At 52.3% G+C, this 19,212-nt stretch carries 20 protein-coding genes; 15 read left to right on the top strand and 5 right to left on the bottom strand.

Annotation, left to right across the window (positions count from 1 at the left end; translation table 11 throughout):
* The first annotated feature begins 39 nt into the window (after positions 1-39).
* The 5 genes from entD (at position 40) to OGV52_RS04290 (ending at position 4,997) form a co-directional block, all read left to right on the top strand.
* The gene (entD, locus tag OGV52_RS04310; RefSeq protein ID WP_141874952.1) at positions 40-702 is read left to right on the top strand and encodes an enterobactin synthase subunit EntD; all 663 of its coding nucleotides are present in this window, start codon (positions 40-42) and stop codon (positions 700-702) included.
* A gap of 117 nt (positions 703-819) precedes the next feature.
* Positions 820-1,761, top strand: a complete 942-nt coding sequence (locus tag OGV52_RS04305; protein WP_016152186.1) for a D-ribose ABC transporter substrate-binding protein — start codon at positions 820-822, stop codon at positions 1,759-1,761.
* A gap of 11 nt (positions 1,762-1,772) precedes the next feature.
* Positions 1,773-2,381 (top strand): DUF2291 family protein, encoded by a 609-nt coding sequence (locus OGV52_RS04300; RefSeq protein WP_016152185.1) that lies wholly within the window; start codon positions 1,773-1,775, stop codon positions 2,379-2,381.
* Positions 2,381-3,907, top strand: coding sequence for a sugar ABC transporter ATP-binding protein (locus OGV52_RS04295; RefSeq protein WP_287108132.1), 1,527 nt, complete (start codon positions 2,381-2,383; stop codon positions 3,905-3,907). The genes OGV52_RS04300 and OGV52_RS04295 overlap by 1 nt, the downstream gene beginning before the upstream one ends.
* Position 3,908: 1 nt before the next feature.
* Positions 3,909-4,997: an ABC transporter permease gene (locus OGV52_RS04290; RefSeq protein WP_016152183.1), complete on the top strand. Its 1,089-nt coding sequence runs from the start codon at positions 3,909-3,911 to the stop codon at positions 4,995-4,997.
* Between the two features lie 82 nt (positions 4,998-5,079).
* Here OGV52_RS04290 and OGV52_RS04285 read toward each other — a convergent pair whose 3' ends face one another.
* Positions 5,080-6,030, bottom strand: a complete 951-nt coding sequence (locus OGV52_RS04285; RefSeq protein WP_047358065.1) for a sugar-binding transcriptional regulator — start codon at positions 6,028-6,030, stop codon at positions 5,080-5,082.
* 316 nt (positions 6,031-6,346) lie between these two features.
* Between OGV52_RS04285 and OGV52_RS04280 the strand changes: the two genes are divergently transcribed.
* Genes OGV52_RS04280 through OGV52_RS04265 form a run of 4 tightly spaced genes read left to right on the top strand, consistent with a single transcriptional unit; the run spans position 6,347 to position 11,114 of the window.
* Positions 6,347-7,177 carry a transketolase gene (locus OGV52_RS04280; protein ID WP_016152181.1) on the top strand — a complete coding sequence of 277 codons (831 nt, stop codon included), beginning with the start codon at positions 6,347-6,349 and terminating at the stop codon, positions 7,175-7,177.
* On the top strand, positions 7,170-8,117 hold the full coding sequence (locus tag OGV52_RS04275; RefSeq protein ID WP_287108131.1) for a transketolase family protein: 948 nt from the start codon (positions 7,170-7,172) through the stop codon (positions 8,115-8,117). Before OGV52_RS04280 ends, OGV52_RS04275 begins: the two co-directional genes overlap by 8 nt.
* A gap of 37 nt (positions 8,118-8,154) precedes the next feature.
* Positions 8,155-9,573: an L-fucose/L-arabinose isomerase family protein gene (locus OGV52_RS04270; protein WP_016152179.1), complete on the top strand. Its 1,419-nt coding sequence runs from the start codon at positions 8,155-8,157 to the stop codon at positions 9,571-9,573.
* A gap of 32 nt (positions 9,574-9,605) precedes the next feature.
* Positions 9,606-11,114, top strand: a complete 1,509-nt coding sequence (locus OGV52_RS04265; protein ID WP_287108130.1) for an FGGY family carbohydrate kinase — start codon at positions 9,606-9,608, stop codon at positions 11,112-11,114.
* Between the two features lie 75 nt (positions 11,115-11,189).
* Here OGV52_RS04265 and OGV52_RS04260 read toward each other — a convergent pair whose 3' ends face one another.
* Positions 11,190-11,894, bottom strand: a complete 705-nt coding sequence (locus OGV52_RS04260; RefSeq protein ID WP_141874948.1) for a GNAT family N-acetyltransferase — start codon at positions 11,892-11,894, stop codon at positions 11,190-11,192.
* A gap of 169 nt (positions 11,895-12,063) precedes the next feature.
* Here OGV52_RS04260 and OGV52_RS04255 point away from each other — a divergent pair, with 169 nt between their 5' ends.
* Positions 12,064-13,182, top strand: coding sequence for a YbdK family carboxylate-amine ligase (locus OGV52_RS04255; protein ID WP_137367285.1), 1,119 nt, complete (start codon positions 12,064-12,066; stop codon positions 13,180-13,182).
* Between the two features lie 66 nt (positions 13,183-13,248).
* Positions 13,249-13,497, top strand: coding sequence for a DUF1158 domain-containing protein (locus OGV52_RS04250; RefSeq protein ID WP_016152175.1), 249 nt, complete (start codon positions 13,249-13,251; stop codon positions 13,495-13,497).
* 21 nt (positions 13,498-13,518) lie between these two features.
* Here OGV52_RS04250 and OGV52_RS04245 read toward each other — a convergent pair whose 3' ends face one another.
* Both OGV52_RS04245 and OGV52_RS04240 read right to left on the bottom strand, forming a co-directional pair.
* On the bottom strand, positions 13,519-13,860 hold the full coding sequence (locus tag OGV52_RS04245; protein WP_003021996.1) for a RamA family antibiotic efflux transcriptional regulator: 342 nt from the start codon (positions 13,858-13,860) through the stop codon (positions 13,519-13,521).
* A gap of 17 nt (positions 13,861-13,877) precedes the next feature.
* Positions 13,878-14,990, bottom strand: coding sequence for an MBL fold metallo-hydrolase (locus OGV52_RS04240; RefSeq protein WP_287108129.1), 1,113 nt, complete (start codon positions 14,988-14,990; stop codon positions 13,878-13,880).
* Positions 14,991-15,179: 189 nt separating this feature from the next.
* Here OGV52_RS04240 and OGV52_RS04235 point away from each other — a divergent pair, with 189 nt between their 5' ends.
* The 4 genes from OGV52_RS04235 (at position 15,180) to OGV52_RS04220 (ending at position 18,211) form a co-directional block, all read left to right on the top strand.
* On the top strand, positions 15,180-15,761 hold the full coding sequence (locus OGV52_RS04235) for a TetR/AcrR family transcriptional regulator (RefSeq protein WP_016152173.1): 582 nt from the start codon (positions 15,180-15,182) through the stop codon (positions 15,759-15,761).
* On the top strand, positions 15,761-16,129 hold the full coding sequence (locus OGV52_RS04230) for an MmcQ/YjbR family DNA-binding protein (protein ID WP_016152172.1): 369 nt from the start codon (positions 15,761-15,763) through the stop codon (positions 16,127-16,129). The genes OGV52_RS04235 and OGV52_RS04230 overlap by 1 nt, the downstream gene beginning before the upstream one ends.
* A gap of 119 nt (positions 16,130-16,248) precedes the next feature.
* Entirely contained in the window at positions 16,249-16,902 is a 654-nt protein-coding gene (nfsB, locus tag OGV52_RS04225) for an oxygen-insensitive NAD(P)H nitroreductase (RefSeq protein ID WP_016152171.1), read from the top strand.
* A gap of 64 nt (positions 16,903-16,966) precedes the next feature.
* A complete protein-coding gene (locus OGV52_RS04220; protein ID WP_016152170.1) occupies positions 16,967-18,211 on the top strand; it encodes a mechanosensitive ion channel family protein in 1,245 nt (414 codons plus the stop codon).
* Positions 18,212-18,214: 3 nt separating this feature from the next.
* On the opposite strand, the gene OGV52_RS04215 is transcribed toward OGV52_RS04220, so the two are convergent.
* Positions 18,215-19,195 (bottom strand): LacI family DNA-binding transcriptional regulator, encoded by a 981-nt coding sequence (locus OGV52_RS04215; protein ID WP_016152169.1) that lies wholly within the window; start codon positions 19,193-19,195, stop codon positions 18,215-18,217.
* Positions 19,196-19,212: the final 17 nt, after the last annotated feature.

Here is a 19,212-nt window from a genome sequence, read left to right as displayed (position 1 = left end):
CCTCTCCTCGTTACGGGGAGAGGGAAACCGTAAGAAATCATGCACACAACGCACATCCCGCTCCCTTTCGCAGATCATATGCTGCACATTGTCGAATTTGATCCCGACACTTTCCATGAGCACGACCTGCTCTGGCTTCCCCACCACACTCAGCTCCACTCCAGTGGGCGTAAGCGTAAAGCTGAGCACTTAGCGGGGCGTATTGCCGCAGTACACGCACTGCGTGAATTTGGCCACAAAACCGTGCCCGGCATCGGTGTGCAACGCCAACCATTGTGGCCGCAGGATCTGTTTGGCAGCATCAGCCATAGCGCAACAACGGCGCTGGCGGTCGTATCAACGCATCCCATTGGGCTGGATATAGAAGCTATTTTTACACCACAAACCGCAGTTGAGCTGGCTGATGGCATTATTGATAACCACGAACATCAGATTTTACAGCATGCCTGCCTGCCCTTTCCGCTCGCCTTAACCCTGGTATTCAGCGCAAAGGAGAGCCTGTATAAGGCGTTTTCCAATCAGGCATCGGGGCTACCAGGTTTCACCAGCGCAAAAATCACCGCACTCACGACTCAGCAATTAACATTACAAATCATGTCGTCATTTTCGGCAAACCTCGGCAATCAAGAAGTTAACGTTCATTGGTTTCAGCGTGATAAAAATATCGTGACGCTATTTCCATCCTCACCATCAGGATCGTGATCCTTTTCTCTTTTTAAGAAATTAGCTGCGCAAATCGTAGACAGTTCGATTATCTCGACTTATCGTTAACTTGAATAATAAATCATATTTGAATAAATATTCAAAGTGGAGAAAGAGATGAACAAGACCTTGATTAAATCCGTATTACTGGCCTCGATCCTTACCACATCGGGTTCGCTGTATGCTGCCGACAACGGACTGATTGCGATTATTACCCCTTCTCACGATAACCCGTTTTTTAAAGCCGAAGCCGACGGTGCAGTCGCCAAAGCAAAAGAGCTTGGATACGCCACGCTGGTTGCCTCTCATGATGATGACGTCAATAAACAAAACCAACTGATTGAGACTGCTATTGCTCGTAAAGCGAAAGCGATCATTCTCGATAATGCGGGTGCAGATGCCACCGTAGGGCCGCTGGAAAAAGCCAAAGCAGCGGGTGTAGCTGCTTTTCTGATCGATCGCGAAATCAATAAAACCGGTATCGCGGTGGCGCAAATCGTGTCGAATAACTATCAAGGCGCACAGCTCGGCGCAGAGAAGTTCGCCAGGTTACTGGACGGAAAAGGGAAGTACGTTGAACTGCTGGGACGTCAATCCGACACCAACGCCCATGTACGCTCGCAGGGGTATCACGATGTACTCGATGACTATCCGGACATGAAAATGGTAGCCCAGCAGACGGCAAACTGGAGCCAAACCGAAGCCTTTACCCGAATGGAAGCCATTCTACAAACCAACCCAGATATCGTAGGCGTGATCTCAGGTAACGACACTATGGCGCTGGGTGCAGAAGCCGCACTAAAAGCGGCGGGGAAAAATAATGTCATCGTGGTCGGTTTTGATGGCAGCGACTACACCCGCGATTCAATCATTAATAAAAGCAATATTAAAGCGACAGTACTGCAGCCCGGCTGGCAACAGGCACAAATGGCTGTTGAGCAGGCGGATTACTATCTGAAAAACGGCAAAGCCCAGAAAGAAGAAAAACAGCTCATGGATTGCGTGCTGATTGACGAAACCAATGCCAGCAAGCTGAACAAGTTCAACCTGAGCCACTAAGCGGAGGCACTATGTCGTTAACACAATGGGGTGCCGCGCTGGTTGGATGCGCCACCCTGTTGCTGACGGCCTGTACGGTAGTTGACCTCGACGAAAACGGCAAACCAATTATCCCGGCCGATCCTCAGGCCAAAGCCAGTTTCGACAACCAGACTCCCGATCAGATCGCGCAACAAACCTGGCAATCCCGCGTCCTGGAAGCGGCACAGCAACATGTTCTGGATGCTTCAGCGCTGACCACTCGCCTGAAGGCCCCCTCACCCGCTCCCGAAAGCGTGTTTGTACGCCTGACCAGCCAGATTGATAGCGTCGACACCACCAATGGGCGAGAGCACACCATCGTGGTGAGGGTCAATGATATGCCCGTCACGATTCAGATTGGCCCGGTAATGCGTGGCAATGCTATTCGCGATGCCAGTGGTTTCAAGTTTGAAGATTTTACTAACCAGGTTCAGTTTGCCCAACTGTCACGGGCTTATAACCGTGAAGCGGCGAAACAGTTACCCGCCGTAGACACTAGCTGGCAAGGGAAAACTGCCACGGTGCTGTTCGCCGTGACGTTGAATGCTGGAAAAGCGGAAAACGCAGCAGCACTGACGCTGGAACAGGAGGCTCACTAATGCGCAATACCTCAGCTGATGACATCATCCTGCGCACGCATGCTATTTCAATGCTGTTTCCCGGCACAATTGCGCTGGACAGCGTCGATTATCAGGTCTGGCGTGGCAAGGTGAATGTGATTATTGGTGAGAATGGTGCGGGGAAATCGACGTTGATGAAGATCCTCGCTGGCGTTCAGCAACCCAGTAGCGGTGAGATGTCGCTCAATGGAAATCCCGTGCGCTTTGCCAGCACCCGGGATGCTGCGGCACATGGAATTGGTATGGTGCATCAGGAGTTAAACCTGTTTGAGAACCTCACCGTCGCGGAAAACATTTTCCTCGGTCGGGAGATTCAAAAAGGCGTGGCCCCCATTAATGAGGCCGAGCAAGAGAAACGCACCGCGGAATTATTAACCCGGCTCGATCAGCCGATATCACCGCGCGACCTGGTTGGCAATCTCAAAGTAGGGCAGCAACAGCTGGTCGAAATCGCCAAAGCACTGGCTGAAGATGCAGATATCCTGATTCTTGATGAACCCACCTCAGCGCTCAGTAAAACTGAAGTCGAGATTCTGTTTCGCGTGATCCGTGAACTTACTCGCCAGGGCGTGTCGATAATCTATATCTCCCATCGTCTCGAAGAATTGATGGCAATTGGCGATGTGATCACTATTTTACGCGATGGTAAATTTCAAGCCGAAGCCAAGGTTAGCGACATCGATGTCCCGTGGATTGTGCGCGAGATGTTGGGCAGTGATCCGGTAAGCAACTTTCTCGAACCCGGCCGCACGTTTGGAGCTCCGGTTCTGGAAGCTGAACATATCACCTGCGTGAATACCGCTGGCAGCGCAGTCGTCAATGACGTCACCTTTAACGTTCACGCCGGTGAAATTGTCGGTATCTATGGACTTATGGGGGCTGGGCGAACCGAATTGTTCGAGTGCTTGTTAGGTACTGAGCGCAACTACCTCGGAAAACTGTGGCTCGACAGCAAACCGGTCCCGCAGCGCTTAACCACCGCCGATCGCATCCGTATGGGAATGAGTCTGGTGCCGGAGGATCGCAAGCGCACAGGGATTTTCCCCATTTCATCCGTCGCCACCAATCTGGCCATTGCCAGCCTTTGGCGGCGTCTGCAACGTGGCTTTGCCATTGCCCGCAAAGATGAAGAGGCCGTGGTCGCCAGCACAATTGGCAATCTGTCGATAAAAGTCTCCTCGCCAGAGGTTGAAATTCAGGCGCTGAGCGGGGGGAACCAGCAAAAAGTGGTGATTGGTCGCTCTCTGCTCACCAATCCCAAAATTCTATTTCTTGACGAACCCACACGCGGCATCGATGTCGGGGCGAAAGCCGATGTGTTCCGCATGATGGTCCAGCTTTCCCAGCAGGGTATTGCTGTGGTCTTCTCCACCTCAGATTTAAAAGAAATTATGGCGGTTTCTGACCGCATTCTGGTGATGTCCGGCGGCAAGCTAACTGCCGATATCGCCCGCGATCGTGCCGAAGAATCGGCGCTGGTAACCGCAAGTGCTCAGGGGTTCTGATATGAAAACACTACAATCTGCCGCCATCGCGCCTCGCTCCACAGTCGCCTTCTCTCGGGAAAATATCCTGCTACTAATCCTAAAACTGCGCACTTTTATTGCACTGTTTTTAATCGTCGGGTTCTTTGCCTTCACCGTACCGGGATTTCTCTCTGGCGGCAGCATGGTCATTATGATCAAGCATATCGCCATTAACGCCTTTCTGGCGCTGGGGATCACGTTTGTCATTATTACCGCCGGGATTGATCTCTCAATTGGCGCTACGCTTGGGCTGTGCGGCATGGTCGCGGGATGGCTAATCACTAAAGGCATTGTATTGCCAATGTTCGGCATCGCAATTTTCCCCAGCGTCTGGGTGATTGTGCCTGTCGTCTTGTTGATTGGTGGGCTGATTGGCGCGGCGAATGGTTGGATCATCACCCACTATAACGTCGCACCGTTTATTTGTACGCTCGGAACCATGTACGTTTTGCGCGGGGCGGCGATGCTGACCTCCGATGGGCAAACCTTTCCCGGGCTTTCCGGCAATCCGCAGCTCGGCAATACCGGTTTTGATGAGATTGGTGCCGGTACATTGTTTGGGATTCCGTGGGCCATCTGGATGATGATTGTGCTGGCACTGGTCATTGCTTACGTCGCTCGTCGTCTACCCTTTGGTCGCCACGTATACGCCATCGGGGATAACGAACGCGCTGCTGAGCTGTCAGGGGTAAAAGTAAAACAGGTGAAAATCTGGGTGTATACCCTATCCGGACTGTGTGCCGCGATTGCTGGAATTGTGGTCTCGGCACAGCTTTCCGCCAGCCATCCGGCCAACGGTACGGCATTTGAGATGAACGCCATTGCCGCAGTGGTTCTCGGCGGTACGTCACTGGCCGGTGGACGGGGCACGATTTTAGGCACGCTGATTGGCGCTTTCGTTATCGGTTTTCTGGCCGATGGTCTGGTGATGATGGGCGTCAGCGAGTTCTGGCAAATGGTGATTAAAGGTATCGTGATTATCGTCGCGGTCATCATCGACCAGATGCAAAACCGGATGCAGCAAAAAGCCGCGGTGGTAGCACAAAAGGCGGCGATGGAAAGTCAGTAATCCCCTCTGAAAAGTCTGATATGCACAACCAGACAGCTCCAGGGGCCTCCTGGGGCTGTCAATTGTTTAACTCACCGTGACATCACCCTTTCACCAGACTGCGGGCTGTCGGGTAGTCGGTGATCAATACGTCAATATAATTCCCCTGCAATGCCCCGCGTATCGCATTCTGTTTTTCCACACCACCAGCCAAAGCAATCACGTGGTTACACTCCCGGATCTGCGAAAGCTCCATTCCGATGACCGGGTCTTCCTCATGGCTGAGTACCGGGTTACCTGCTGCATCGTAATAATGCAGACAGATATCGCCTACTGCGCCGCGCTCGGCGAGCAGTCGCAACATTTCTTCGTTGTAGTAGTTGCCTGAGTTTTTCAGCAATTGAGAAGGTTCTAGTTCGCCAATACCGACAATTGCCACATCCACTTCAGCAAACTTTTCAACCACCGCGGCAACGTCAGGGCTGTTAACCAACCGTGTACGCTCTTCAACCGAATGCTCAATACTTTGTGAAGGCAGCAGCCAGGCCGGACAGCCAAGGTGCGCTGCCAACTGTTGCGTAAGAATCGTGGCCTGCACGTTACCATTCGGCCCTACGCCGCCCAGCAGTTGGATCACCCCCGCCGCACGGATATTTTGCGGGTGCATCTCATCGACCATACAGCGAATGGTGCTACTCCAGGAGGAAATTCCAACCAGGTCCTCGGCTCGCAAGCGGGTTTCAACGTAATGCGCCGCCGCGCTGCCAATAGCATGCTTAATTTGCGTATTGCTGGGGTTGTCACCGACATCCACGACAATCGCCTGACGAATACCAAACTGCTCTTCAATGGCTTTTTCCAGCGCCACAAAGATATTAGTCGGCTGTACGACGGTGATTTTCACCAGCCCTTCTTTCTGACAACGCGTTAAAGCACGGGAGACAAAGGACTGCGACAAATGCAGCAGCGTGGCGATTTCAGACTGTTTTTTATTTTCGGCGTAGTAAAGCGTGGCAATCTTAACCAGCAACCGCTGTTCATCCTGCTTTGACATGGCATTCCCCCTGATAAACTGCCTGTTATTTTTATTCATACCTGAATAGATAACAAGTCATCAGTACCTTTCCAGTTATCACGTTAGTGTGATCCTTTTCTCTTTTCTCCAAAATTTGGTGGCACAAGCCGTAGACAAACCGCCAGACAAGGCATATCTTTAATCGTGAATAATAAATCAGTAGTGAATATTTATTCTAACCAATAACGACTGACTGTTTTATCTGCAGATTACGTAGTGGGTAGAGAGACAGTTGCACTACTGCACTCACATGGAATATTTATTCATTCAAGATTAAACATTCAAGAGGTGTCTTATGAATCCGTTTTCGCTCTCAATACCAGAGCTAGAAAAGAAAGCACGTGCCGTGCGTCGCCGCATTATCGTGTTGAATGCTGAAAGCCCGGCTGGCGGGCACACTGGCGCAGACCTGTCGCAGGTTGAACTGCTGACAGCACTCTATTTTCGCATCCTGAATTGCTCCCCGGAGATTAAAGAGAGCGACGAGCGCGATATCTACATCCAGTCAAAAGGTCACGCTGTGGGCGGTTACTACTGTGTCTTGGCAGAAGCCGGTTTTATTCCTGTGGACTGGCTGGCGACCTATCAACACGCTGATTCGCATCTGCCGGGGCATCCGGTAAAACATAAAACGCCAGGAATTGAATTGAATACCGGAGCTCTTGGTCACGGTCTGCCGGTTGCAGTAGGGATTGCGCTGGCGGCTAAACGCAGCAACAGCAAACGCCGGGTGTTTGTCGTCACCGGTGATGGTGAACTGGCCGAAGGCAGCAACTGGGAAGCAGCACTGGTCGCTGCCCACTATAAACTGGATAACCTGATAATCATCAACGACAAAAATAACCTCCAGCTTGCCGGATCAACCAAAGAGATCATGAACACCGATCCGCTGGATGAAAAATGGCGAGCCTTCGGTATGCAAGTCACAGAGTGTCGCGGGAACGATATGAGCGATGTGGTGCGCACGCTGGAAGGATTAACCCCTGAAGGCAAGCCATATGTCGTCATTGCACACACCACCAAAGGAGCCGGGATCTCTTTTATCCAGGGCCGCCCGGAATGGCACCACCGCGTGCCAAAAGGAGAAGAAGTTGAACTGGCGCTGGAGGAACTGAAAGATGCGTAATAGCGAACACCTCGCCACCGTCATGGTGAACACGTTAATTGCCGCGGTCAAACGTGGAATGGATGTTGTGCCGGTGGTGGCTGACTCAACATCAACAGCAAAAATCGCCCCATTTATGAAGGAATTTCCCGGTCGTCTGGTCAACGTGGGTATTGCCGAACAGACGTTGGTCGGTGCTGCTGCCGGACTGGCGCTGGGCGGTAAAATCGCCGTCACCTGTAACGCTGCGCCCTTCTTGATTTCTCGGGCCAATGAGCAAATTAAAGTCGATATTTGCTACAACAATACCAACGTGAAGTTGATTGGCCTGAACGCAGGGGCCAGCTACGGACCGCTCGCCAGTACGCACCACAGCATTGATGATATTTCCGTGCTACGCGGTTTTGGCAATATTGAGATTTACGCCCCGTCCTGTCCGGTGGAATGCCGACAGATTCTCGACTACGCCTTAAGCCACATAGGTCCGGTTTATATTCGCCTGGATGGCAAAGCCTTACCCGAATTACACGACGAAAACTACCAGTTCGCGCCGGGTAATATCGATATTTTGCGCAAAGGAAAAGATGTCGCACTGGTGGCAATGGGCTCAACTGTGCATGAAATTGTCGAGGCTGCCACAGTGCTGGAACAGGCGGGTATTGACGCCAGCGTAATCAGTGTACCGTCAATTCGTCCCTGCAATACCCAACAGTTACTGGCGGCTTTAACCCACTGCAAGGCAGTGGTTAGCGTGGAAGAACATAACATTAATGGCGGCGTGGGAAGTCTGGTGGCTGAAGTGCTGGCAGAAGCTGGCTGTGCCATTCCACTGCGTAGATTGGGGATTGCCGATGGCCAATATGCAATCGCAGCCGATCGTGCAGCAACGCGCGCACGCCATGAAATTGACGCGGCGGGTGTCGTGAAAAACGCCACCGCACTGTTGCTGGTAACACGATAAAACAATAACAACAACAGAACACTTACTGGAGAAAGCGATGTCACGAATTCCTCATCAGTTGACCATGGCGGTGATTATTGGCAATCGGGGATTTTTCCCGAGCTATCTGGTTGCTGAAGCCCGCGAACAAGCCAGCGTGCTCTTTGAGCGGCTGGGCATTAACACCATTATGCTCAACGATACGCAGACAGAACTCGGCGGTGTTGAAACCCGTCAGGATGCGAAAGTTTGTGCTGAACTTTTCCGCGCTCACCGCGACAAGATTCACGGTGTGGTGGTACTACTGCCGAACTTTGGCGATGAAAAAGCGATAGCGGAAACGCTGCGACTTTCCGGTTTAGATGTCCCGGTTCTGATCCAGGCGCAGGAAGACAACCTGGATAAAATGGGGCTTGCCACTCGCCGTGACAGCTTCTGCGGCAAGATCTCCCTGTGCAATAACATGCGCCAGTATGGTATTCCGTTTACGCTAACCACCCAGCATGTCTGCGACCTGTCAGGCGAGGTGTTTGCACAAGATCTGAAACGTTTCGAACAAATCTGTCGCGTGGTCGCCAGCATGCGCGGAGTTCGCGTCGGCGCTATCGGCGCACGTCCAGCTGGGTTTAACACCGTCCGCTACAGCGAAAAATTGCTCGAAAGACTGGGTATTGCCGTTGAAACACTGGATCTGTCTGAAGTCTTTACCCGCATCAAACGACTGCGCGACGACGATATCCGGGTGGATGAAAAACGCCGCCTGTTGATGGATAACGCCGACGCCAGCGCCATTCCAGCCGACAAACTGGTCACCATGGCAAAACTGTTTGTCGTTATCAGCGAATGGGTCATCGCTAATGATATTGATACGACTGCCATCCAGTGCTGGACCTCGCTGCAGGAAAATTTAGGCATCAACGTGTGCTCAATCATGAGCGTGATGTCCGGGCAGTTAATGCCCAGTGCCTGCGAAGTGGATGTGATGGGCGCGTTGTCAATGTACGCCCTCGCCAGCAGCAACTTAAGTCCAGCATCCATTGCCGACTGGAACAATAATTTCGGCGACGATCGTGATAAATGCGTTCTTTTTCACTGCGGTAATTTCGCATCAGCCAGTCTGGACAGCCCGAAGATGGGGACGGCGGATATCATCGGTACCACCGTCGGTAAAGAGAACACCTGCGGTGCAGTTCACGGTCGTATGAAAAGCGGTGCCTTGACCTACTTCCGCCTGAGTACCGACGATTTAACCGGCGAAATCAAAGCCTACGTCGGCGAAGGGCTATCGGTTGACGATCCGCTGGACACTGTCGGCTGCCGAGCGGTAATCCAGGTGCCTCATCTGGAGAACCTACTGGCCTGGATTTGTCGTAATGGCTTTGAGCATCACGTGGCAATGAACCATTCCGCCAGCGCAGAGGTACTGCATGAAGCTTTCACCCGCTATCTCGGGGTGGATACCTTTTTCCATCGCTAATACTCAGGGAAACCGAAGGGCTGGAGAAAACAATGTCAGCACAAAAAGACATTATTATTGCGCTTGATGAAGGCACCACCAATGCCAAAGCCGTAGCGCTGGATGGTCAGGGAAACGTGGTCGCGAAGTTCTCCCGCGCACTGGCGATCCACACGCCCCGTGAAGGCTGGGTTGAACAGTCAGGTGATGCACTTCTGGACGCATCGCTGGATGTTGTGGCACAAGCCATTACCTGCGTCGGCGCACAACGCGTCGCAGCGCTGGCGATCAGCAATCAACGTGAAACGGCGATAGGCTGGTATCGTGCCAGCGGTCGCCCTCTCGGCCCTGCTATCACCTGGCAATGTTCGCGCACGGCCGATTTTTGCCGTGCATTACGTGAACAGGGGCACGAGGCGTACATAAAATCCATCACCGGATTACCCGTTGCCCCACTCTTTTCCGCCTCTAAAATACGCTGGCTGCTGGAGTCAGTTCCCAACGGTATGACGCTCGCACAGCAAGGGGAAATATGTCTCGGGACCATCGATAGCTGGTTACTGTGGAACTTAACGCACGGCAAGGAATTTCGTTGCGACATCTCCAACGCTTCACGCACGCAGTTGCTCAATCTCAACAGCGGACAATGGGATAACGAGATGTTGGCTCTATTCGGTATTCCGCAGCAGGCGTTACCCGAAGTTTGCCCTTCCAGCCACCATTTTGGCGTAACAAAAGGTCTGGAGAGGATACCTGATGGAATCCCTATTCTGGCGATGATTGGCGACTCACATGCTGCGCTTTTTGCCCATGGGCTGGGTATGGAAGGCTGCGTCAAAGCGACCTATGGCACCGGATCTTCCGTTATGGCTCCCGTATTCTCTGCGCAGTCCGAGGTGAGCGCGCTGGCAACGACCATAGCCTGGCATGACGGTGACACCCTGGTCTACGGGCTGGAAGGTAATATTCCGCATACGGGAGATGCCGTCGCATGGATGGCCGATAGCACAGGTCTTAGCGAATTACCGGAAGAGCAACTGCTTCATGAGCTCAATACGCTGCCCGCGACGGTTGACTCCACGCTGGGCGTCTATTTTGTTCCGGCACTTACCGGGCTGGGCGCGCCCTGGTGGGATGAAGATGCCCGGGGGTTGATTCACGGTCTCAGCCGCGGAGTGAAACGCGCACATCTGGTACGTGCGGCACTGGAGTCGATTACCTATCAGATTGCCGATGTTGTTTTAGCGATGCGCCAGCACAACGGTTTTCGACTCAGCGCGTTAATGGTTGATGGCGGGCCAACAAAAAATGACTGGCTAATGCAGTATCAAGCCGATTTATTGGGCTGTCCGGTGATGCGCAGCGATATCCCTGAACTTTCCGCTATCGGTGCCGGATTGCTGGCACGCAAGAAGCTGCAGGGTGCATCTACCAGCCAGTTGCGAGATTATCTGCCCGATCACGTATCGTTCCAGCCAGACATGGCGCGCCATGGGAGATTGCAAAAACGCTGGCATGAATGGCAAGGAGCCGTCGAACGCACACGTTGGCAAACCCGTTAATAAATCAACGCTAATGATAAATGCGCCCGCAGCCATAACTGACTGTGGGTGCACTGTTAATTCTTCAAAAGCGAGCTACTGTTGCTGACACGCCGCCAGCGATCGGCGTTGCTGCCCTTTTTCATCGAAGTTGTCGGCAGCCAGCCAGCGCTGCAAAACAGCGTCGCACTGGGGCCATTCGCTATCAATCATCGATAACCAGTCGCTGTCGCGATTACGCCCCTTGCGCACAATCTTCTGGCGAAAACGTCCTTCGAAGATAAACCCAAGGCGCTCCGCCGCCCGACGGGAAGCCGTGTTCAGAGAGTCACATTTCCACTCCACGCGACGATAGCCCAACGCAAACGCCTGGCGCAGCAACAGCCAGATGCTTTCGGTGCCGAGTACCGTATTTTTCATGCGCGGTGACCAGGTTACATGACCAATTTCAACCGAACCATGCTCCCGTTCGATCGCCATAAAGCACACCAGTCCCACCGCACGACCGGAACGCTGTTCAATGACAGCATAGGGAACCAGAGATGCATCCGTGGATTTGCCCTCTACCCAGCAAGCTGTGGCCTCAACGCTCATGGGGCGAGAACTTGCAAGCCAGGTCCAGTCGCGATCGTCTGGCGCCTGCGCGTAAGCATCAAACAGATCGGCGGCATGGCTGTCGGCATCCAGGGGAACCAGTCGACAATATTGCCCTGCAAGTTCTTCCCGCGGCAGTACGGCGGCACCATTCCAGTCAGGCACAATATCGCCGACGGTCTGTCCATAAAGATTAATTTCCGGCACGATTCAACCCCTGTTGCGAAGTAAAAAATAGTTATAACACCGGCCATTTCGCCTTCAAAGCATCGCGGGGGGATTTCTGACATCGAACAGAAAATCAGCGGCCCTTCTATATGCAGCTTGCAAGATGACGCGTCTATACTGATTAAAAATCAACGCTGAAGAGAACACTATGTCCCTACCCGATTTTCATGTTTCTGACCCTTTTACGTTAGGCATTGAACTGGAAATGCAGGTGGTCAATCCTCCGGGCTACGACCTGAGCCAGGACTCTTCCCGACTGATTGACGCCGTAAAGCCGCAGCTCACCGCCGGAGAAGTAAAGCACGATATCACTGAAAGTATGCTGGAGATGGCGACCGGGGTTTGTCGCAATATCGACCAGGCGAGTGCTGAATTATCCGCCATGCAGCAGATAATCTCGCGGGTTGCTGCCGAGCATCACCTCGCCATCTGTGGCGGCGGTACGCATCCGTTTCAAAAATGGCAACGTCAGGAAGTCTGCGATGACGAACGCTATCGGCGCAACCTGGAAAATTTTGGCTATCTTATTCAGCAGGCGACGGTATTCGGCCAACATGTGCATATCGGCTGCGCAAACGGCGATGATGCTATTTACCTCCTGCACGGCCTGTCGCGATTTGTTCCCCATTTTATTGCGCTCTCTGCCGCCTCACCTTATATGCAAACGTCCGACACGCGGTTTGCCTGCGCGCGGCTGAATATTTTCTCCGGATTTCCCGATAATGGCCCGATGCCGTGGGTGAATAACTGGCAGGAATTTGAGGGGTTATTTCGTCGACTGGCTTACACCAGCATGATTGATAGCATTAAAGATTTACACTGGGATATCCGCCCCAGCCCGCACTTTGGTACGGTAGAGGTTCGCGTCATGGACACTCCGCTAACCCTTGAACACGCAGTCAATATGGCGGGACTTATTCAGGCTACCGCCCACTGGTTGCTCACTAAACGGCCATTCAAGCACCAGGAGCGTGATTACCTGCTGTATAAATTTAACCGTTTCCAGGCCTGCCGCTTTGGCATGGCGGGAATCATCACCGACGTCAATACTGGCGATGGGCACCGCCTGTCAGATGACACGCTACGGCTACTGGAGAATGTCGCCGCCTCTGCGGACAAAGTGGGCGCGACCAGCGCGATTAAATCCTTACGTCTGCAGGTTAAAAATGGTCATGATGAAGCGCAGAGCATGCGTGATTTTGTCGCCGATGGCGGATCACTAAGCGGTCTGGTGAAAAAACATTGTGAGATTTGGGCCGGGCTGTAAGCGTGGCGTTTGCGTTGCCCACAGAGATCCCGGACAATGGCTTTTTAACTCAAGTTTAACAATGCCATGAAACACCCGCTTGAATCACTGATGACCGCCGCAGGGATCCTGCTGCTGGCTTTTTTGTCTTGCCTGCTGCTGCCCGCCCCCTCACTGGGCATTGTGCTGGCGCAAAAACTCGTCGCCACCTTTCATCTAATGGATCTCAACCAATTTTATACTTTGCTGTTTTGTCTGTGGTTTTTACTGCTGGGGGTGATTGAATATTTTGTACTGCGTTTTATCTGGCGGCGCTGGTTCTCGCTGGCGGATTAGACCCGCGAGAACCCTTTGCCGTTAATGCGTTCGGCTATGATTTTCTTTGCGATACGCGCCCGGCGGCTGGCTGAACGTACGGGTGAAAATTCGCGTAAAGGTCTGCTGCGAATCGAATCCGTATTTCAAACAGATGTCATACACTTTCTGGTCGGTATCGCGTAGATCGCGCGCCGCCAGTAGCAGCTTACGCTCGCGGATGTAGCGCCCGAGGCTTTCACCTTTGTACTGCATAAAAAGACGCTGCAGGTGCCATTTGGAATATCCCGCATGGCGTGCAATATCATCAATGCGCAATGGCTGATTCAAATTATCATCAATCCATTCAACAATCGTATCAATGACCTGAGCAGAAATCGTCATCATGCTCTCCCCTGTATTCATTGAGTCGCCTGTTGCCACCAGGCCGTAAACGGTTGGTCCGGTTCGGACAGTATTACCGGTTCACCCAGCATTGGCGTCAGTAGTCGGTAATCCTGACGACGGCTGGCAAGCGCCAGTCGTTTGTAGGGATCATCCCAGGTATGTTTCGCCAGAACGAAACGGCCGGCATGCCCTGGCAACACGGCTTTCGCATGCAGATCGGCCGCGGCCTGCGCCGTCTCTTCTGGCATCATGTGAATAAACTTCCAGTCCTGGTCATATTGACCGTTCTCCATAATCGCCAAATCAATCGAGCCAAACTGCTCACCGATGGCTTTAAAATGCGGTCCATAGCCGGAATCTCCGCTGTAATAAACGTTCTGCTCCGGCGTTTCGAACATGAAGCTCGCCCATAGCGTCTGGTTGCGCTTGATACCGCGCCCCGAAAAATGACGAGCAGGCAGCACATGAACGATCAGCGAATCCGTCACTCTGACGGACTGATTCCAGTCCCGCTCTTCGATTATCTCGCTGCGCATCCCCCAGTAACGCAGATGCGACCCTACGCCGAGCGGCGTAATCACCCGCTTAATTTTCGGCATTAACGCCTTGATAGTGTCGAGATCCAGATGGTCATAGTGATCGTGCGAGATAATGAGCAGATCGATCTCCGGCATCGTCTGCGCAGTCCACGGATAATCCCCGGCAAAGGCTTTGTTCAGGAATGAAAACGGCGCGGCATAATTGCTAAATACCGGATCAATCAGGATACGTTGACCCGCCAGCTGCAAATACCATGAGGAGTGGCCGAGCCAGACCAGAGTATCCTGTTGTGGCGAAAGTCCGGCGAGATCGGTTGCCACCAGCGGTAACGGCTGCGCCGGGCGCGCATTATCACGCTTAGCGACCAGAAATTCCCACCAGGCCGCCAGCATGCCTTTGTTGCCGGTATAGCCCGGTGTCGGCACCTGGTTATGAAACTGTCCATCACGATAGTGAGGTGACTGTTCAACCAAACTCAGTTGTGCCCCTTGCGGGGCCTGACCAAACCCGGCATTGAGTACAAACGGTAAACTTGCAGCTGCGGCAATAAGCATAATAACAACCACACAAACTGTGAGACGCTTCATATCCTGACCTTAAACGCGCCCCTTTCCGCTGGTTTGCGCGACTGACTCTTGATTATGAGTGAGTAAGCACTCATTATAGAAATCGAAAGTTCGCCGTCAAGATGATTTTCAATCTTTGACATTCGCCGTTGCGGTGCTGCAAAGGCCGTGATTCAATCATGTTTTTTACAGACTTAAGGGTAAAGTGTAGTGGCTCGTCCGAAGAGTGAAGACAAAAAACTGGCATTACTGGAAGCTGCAACCACAGCATTTGCACAATCAGGCATTGCGGCATCTACCGCCGTGATAGCCCGCAATGCAGGGGTTGCGGAGGGGACGTTGTTTCGCTATTTCGCAACCAAAGATGATTTGATCAACGAGCTTTACCTCTTTTTGAAGCAAGACCTTTGTCAGTCGATGATGGCAAATTTGGATCGATCGGTGACCGATGCCAAAACCATGACTCACTACATCTGGAACAGCTACATTAGCTGGGGCCTGAACCATACCTGCGGGCATCGCACGATTCGCCAGTTGGCCGTCAGCGAGAAAATCAGCAAAGAAACGGAACAGCAGGCTGATGATATGTTCCCGGAACTGCGCGATCTTTGTCATCGCTCCGTACGACCTGAGTTTATGTCTGACGAGTATCGCGCCTTTGGCGACGCGCTGTTTCTTTCTCTGGCAGAGACCACCATGGAGTTCGCCGCCCGCGACGCGGCTCGCGCAAAAGAATATATTTCGATGGGATTTGAGGCGATGTGGCGCGCACTCACCCGTGAGGAAAAATAATGGACGGCCAGACCTTACATGCCTGTGCAAAGCGCCTTGCGCTCGAACTGCCTTTTACCGAGCACTGCTGGCCATTCGGCCCGGAATACGATGTCTTCAAAGTCGGCGGCAAAATTTTTATGCTGGTCTCAGAGCTTCGCGGACGCCCGCTGGTTAACCTGAAAGCCGATCCGCAAAAGTCACTGTTAAACCAGCAGATCTACCCCAGCATTGAACCCGGCTATCACATGAATAAAAAGCACTGGATATCGGTCTACCCAGGCGACGACATTACCGAGTCATTACTGACGGAGTTGGTAAATGATTCATGGCATCGCGTCGTAGACGGCCTGGCGAAGCGGGATCAAAAACGCCTGCGTCCAGGTTGATTTATCGTTAACTCCGATAAGTGTTTTTGCATTTTCCTGTCTTATCTTTTTCTTGCTAACCCTGTACCCTGCTGAAACAAAACGCACCCGCAGGGTATGAAAAATCACCAGGAGTAGTTATGGATATTGTTTCTGTCGCCTTAAAACGTTACTCCACTAAGGCATTCGATCCGAATAAAAAACTGACCGCTGAGCAGGCCGAAAAATTAAAAACGCTGCTGCAGTTTAGTCCGTCCAGCACCAACTCTCAGCCGTGGCACTTTATCGTTGCCAGCACTGACGAAGGTAAAGCGCGCGTGGCGAAATCCGCAGCCGGCGGCTTTGTATTCAACGAACGTAAAATGCTGGATGCTTCCCACGTCGTGGTGTTCTGCGCCAAAACGGCGATGGACGATGCCTGGCTGGAGCGCGTGGTGGATCAAGAAGAGCGCGATGGCCGTTTCGCCACCCCTGAAGCCAAAGCCGCAAACCACAAAGGCCGTACCTTCTTTGCCGACATGCATCGCAAAGAGCTGAAAGATGACAACCACTGGATGGCAAAACAGGTGTACCTGAACGTCGGTAACTTCCTGCTGGGCGTGGCGGCGATGGGTCTGGATGCGGTGCCGATCGAAGGTTTCGATGCGGCGGTGATGGATGCAGAATTTGGCCTGAAAGAAAAAGGGTTCACCAGCGTAGTTGTGGTCCCGGTGGGTCATCACAGCGTAGAAGATTTCAACGCCGCGTTGCCAAAATCTCGTCTGCCGCTGGAAACAACACTGACGGAAGTTTAATCCCCGCATTTGCATAAGCTCTACACAGCGGTCATCATAGACCGCTGTTTATTAAGGAGACGTTATGCAGGAATTGATATCTCAGGTAGAAGAACTCGGCATTGAAATAAATCACACCACCTCACTGGTGATGATTTTTGGCATTATTTTTATCACCGCCATTATTGTTCACGTTATTTTGCACTGGGTGGTATTACGCGCATTTGAAAAGCGCGCCAACGCCAGCTCCCGCCTGTGGCTACAAATCATCACGCAGAACAAGTTATTTCACCGGCTGGCATTCACCCTGCAGGGTATCATTGTCAATATACAGGCCGCACTCTGGTTACAGAAAGGCAGTGAAGCAGCAGAAATATTAGTAACCTGCGCACAGCTGTGGATCATGATGTACGCCCTGTTGTCCTTGTTTTCCCTGCTGGACGTCATTCTCAATCTGTCGCAAAAATTCCCTGCCGCATCGCAATTGCCGCTAAAAGGCATATTTCAGGGCATCAAGCTCATCAGCGCTATTGTCGTCGGAATATTGATGATTTCCCTGCTGATTGGTCAGTCACCGGCAATATTGATAAGTGGTCTGGGTGCCATGGCCGCCGTGTTAATGCTGGTGTTTAAAGATCCGATCCTCGGGCTGGTGGCCGGAATACAGCTTTCAGCCAACGATATGTTGAAGTTGGGTGACTGGCTGGAAATGCCAAAATACGGCGCAGATGGCGCGGTGATTGATATTGGCTTAACCACCGTAAAAGTGCGCAACTGGGATAACACCATCACCACTATCCCAACCTGGTCACTGGTATCGGACTCTTTTAAAAACTGGAGTGGGATGTCGGCTTCCGGTGGGCGACGCATTAAACGCAGCATCAGCATTGATGCTACCAGCATTCATTTTCTTGATGAGGATGAGCGTCAGCGGCTGCATAAAGCGCACCTGCTGAAACCGTATTTGACCACGCGCCATCAGGAAATTGACGAGTGGAATCAGCAGTTAGATGCGCCTGAATCGGTATTAAACCACCGTCGGATGACGAATATTGGCACCTTCCGCGCCTATCTGAACGAATATTTGCGTCATCATCCGCGGATTCGCAAAGATATGACGTTAATGGTGCGCCAGCTTGCGCCAGACGATCACGGTTTACCGATCGAAATTTATGCTTTTACCAATACGGTGGTCTGGCTGGAATATGAAAGTATTCAGGCTGATATTTTCGACCATATATTCGCCGTGATCGAAGAATTTGGCTTGCGCATTCATCAGTCACCCACCGGAAATGATATTCGCGCGCTGTCAGGCGCATTTCAACGCTAACGCTCAGGTACTGGCGCGTGAAATATAGCGCCAGTCCATCATCACCCTTTCCGTCTGCGCGTCAGGATTTTCTATTTTATTCAGCAGCAATCCTACCGCTTTGCGGCCTATATCCCGCGAGGGCTGCTCAATGGTCGAAAGCTGTGGGGAAACCATTTCTGCCAGTTCCGTACCGTCGAATCCCACGACGGCGATATCCTGGGGGATCTGTAATCCGGCATTGAGAATAGCACGCATCGCGCCAGCGGCCAGCGTGTCCGATACGGCAAACACCGCGTCGGGTTTCACCTCTGCGGCAAGCAATGTTTTCATCGCCGCAATTCCTGCACTGGAACTTAACTCGCTGGCGTATTCTACGGCCTGATACTCAAGCGACAGCGCATGCAGCGCCGCTTTATAGCCGCGTTCACGCAACCGGGCGTATTTATAACTCAGATCATGATTGATTAGCGCAATGCGTCGATAGCCCTTTTCCACCAGGTGAGATATTACCGACTGCGCAGCGTCAACATCGTTAATCCCTACGCAGGAAACCGCGCCTTTATCAGCATATTCCGCGCACTGAACCCAGGGAGCGTCGCCAATCAGCGTGGTCAGTTCCGGTAATTTTGAGAATGCATCCATGGTGATAATGCCATCAACGATTTTCCCCGACAGCAGCTTTAGCGCCGATTTTGAGCGGGCGGTATCCGAGCCGGAATTACACAGCAAAATGCGATAGCCATTCTTTTCCGCCTCTTCTTCAATGCCTTTAACAACCTCTGCACAAAAAGGGTTGGCAATGTTGGAAACCATCACCAGAATCATCGAACTGCGTGCCGTACGCAGCTGACGAGCCAGCAGGTTGGGCTGATAATTGCTTTCTTTAATAGCCTGTAGCACGCGCTCGCGATTTTTGGCTTTGACGGTATCACTGTGATTCAGCACACGCGATACCGTCGCCACCGACACACCGGCAAGCTGGGCGATTTTTTGAATAGACATAACGACGACAAGTCCTG

The sequence above is a fragment of the Citrobacter sp. Cb041 genome (genome assembly GCF_030336655.1).
Taxonomy (GTDB): Bacteria; Pseudomonadota; Gammaproteobacteria; order Enterobacterales; family Enterobacteriaceae; genus Citrobacter; species Citrobacter braakii.
Note: the sequence above shows the minus strand (reverse complement) of the source record. Positions and strands in the feature narration are given on the sequence as shown.

What these genes read in the sequence shown, in the direction of transcription:
- entD (WP_141874952.1), top strand. Translation starts at nt 40, where the DNA reads ATGCACACAACGCACATCCCGCTCCCTTTCGCAGATCATATGCTGCAC.
- OGV52_RS04305 (WP_016152186.1), top strand. Translation starts at nt 820, where the DNA reads ATGAACAAGACCTTGATTAAATCCGTATTACTGGCCTCGATCCTTACC.
- OGV52_RS04300 (WP_016152185.1), top strand. Translation starts at nt 1,773, where the DNA reads ATGTCGTTAACACAATGGGGTGCCGCGCTGGTTGGATGCGCCACCCTG.
- OGV52_RS04295 (WP_287108132.1), top strand. Translation starts at nt 2,381, where the DNA reads ATGCGCAATACCTCAGCTGATGACATCATCCTGCGCACGCATGCTATT.
- OGV52_RS04290 (WP_016152183.1), top strand. Translation starts at nt 3,909, where the DNA reads ATGAAAACACTACAATCTGCCGCCATCGCGCCTCGCTCCACAGTCGCC.
- OGV52_RS04285 (WP_047358065.1), bottom strand. Translation starts at nt 6,030, where the DNA reads ATGTCAAAGCAGGATGAACAGCGGTTGCTGGTTAAGATTGCCACGCTT.
- OGV52_RS04280 (WP_016152181.1), top strand. Translation starts at nt 6,347, where the DNA reads ATGAATCCGTTTTCGCTCTCAATACCAGAGCTAGAAAAGAAAGCACGT.
- OGV52_RS04275 (WP_287108131.1), top strand. Translation starts at nt 7,170, where the DNA reads ATGCGTAATAGCGAACACCTCGCCACCGTCATGGTGAACACGTTAATT.
- OGV52_RS04270 (WP_016152179.1), top strand. Translation starts at nt 8,155, where the DNA reads ATGTCACGAATTCCTCATCAGTTGACCATGGCGGTGATTATTGGCAAT.
- OGV52_RS04265 (WP_287108130.1), top strand. Translation starts at nt 9,606, where the DNA reads ATGTCAGCACAAAAAGACATTATTATTGCGCTTGATGAAGGCACCACC.
- OGV52_RS04255 (WP_137367285.1), top strand. Translation starts at nt 12,064, where the DNA reads ATGTCCCTACCCGATTTTCATGTTTCTGACCCTTTTACGTTAGGCATT.
- OGV52_RS04250 (WP_016152175.1), top strand. Translation starts at nt 13,249, where the DNA reads ATGAAACACCCGCTTGAATCACTGATGACCGCCGCAGGGATCCTGCTG.
- OGV52_RS04245 (WP_003021996.1), bottom strand. Translation starts at nt 13,860, where the DNA reads ATGACGATTTCTGCTCAGGTCATTGATACGATTGTTGAATGGATTGAT.
- OGV52_RS04240 (WP_287108129.1), bottom strand. Translation starts at nt 14,990, where the DNA reads ATGAAGCGTCTCACAGTTTGTGTGGTTGTTATTATGCTTATTGCCGCA.
- OGV52_RS04230 (WP_016152172.1), top strand. Translation starts at nt 15,761, where the DNA reads ATGGACGGCCAGACCTTACATGCCTGTGCAAAGCGCCTTGCGCTCGAA.
- nfsB (WP_016152171.1), top strand. Translation starts at nt 16,249, where the DNA reads ATGGATATTGTTTCTGTCGCCTTAAAACGTTACTCCACTAAGGCATTC.
- OGV52_RS04220 (WP_016152170.1), top strand. Translation starts at nt 16,967, where the DNA reads ATGCAGGAATTGATATCTCAGGTAGAAGAACTCGGCATTGAAATAAAT.
- OGV52_RS04215 (WP_016152169.1), bottom strand. Translation starts at nt 19,195, where the DNA reads ATGTCTATTCAAAAAATCGCCCAGCTTGCCGGTGTGTCGGTGGCGACG.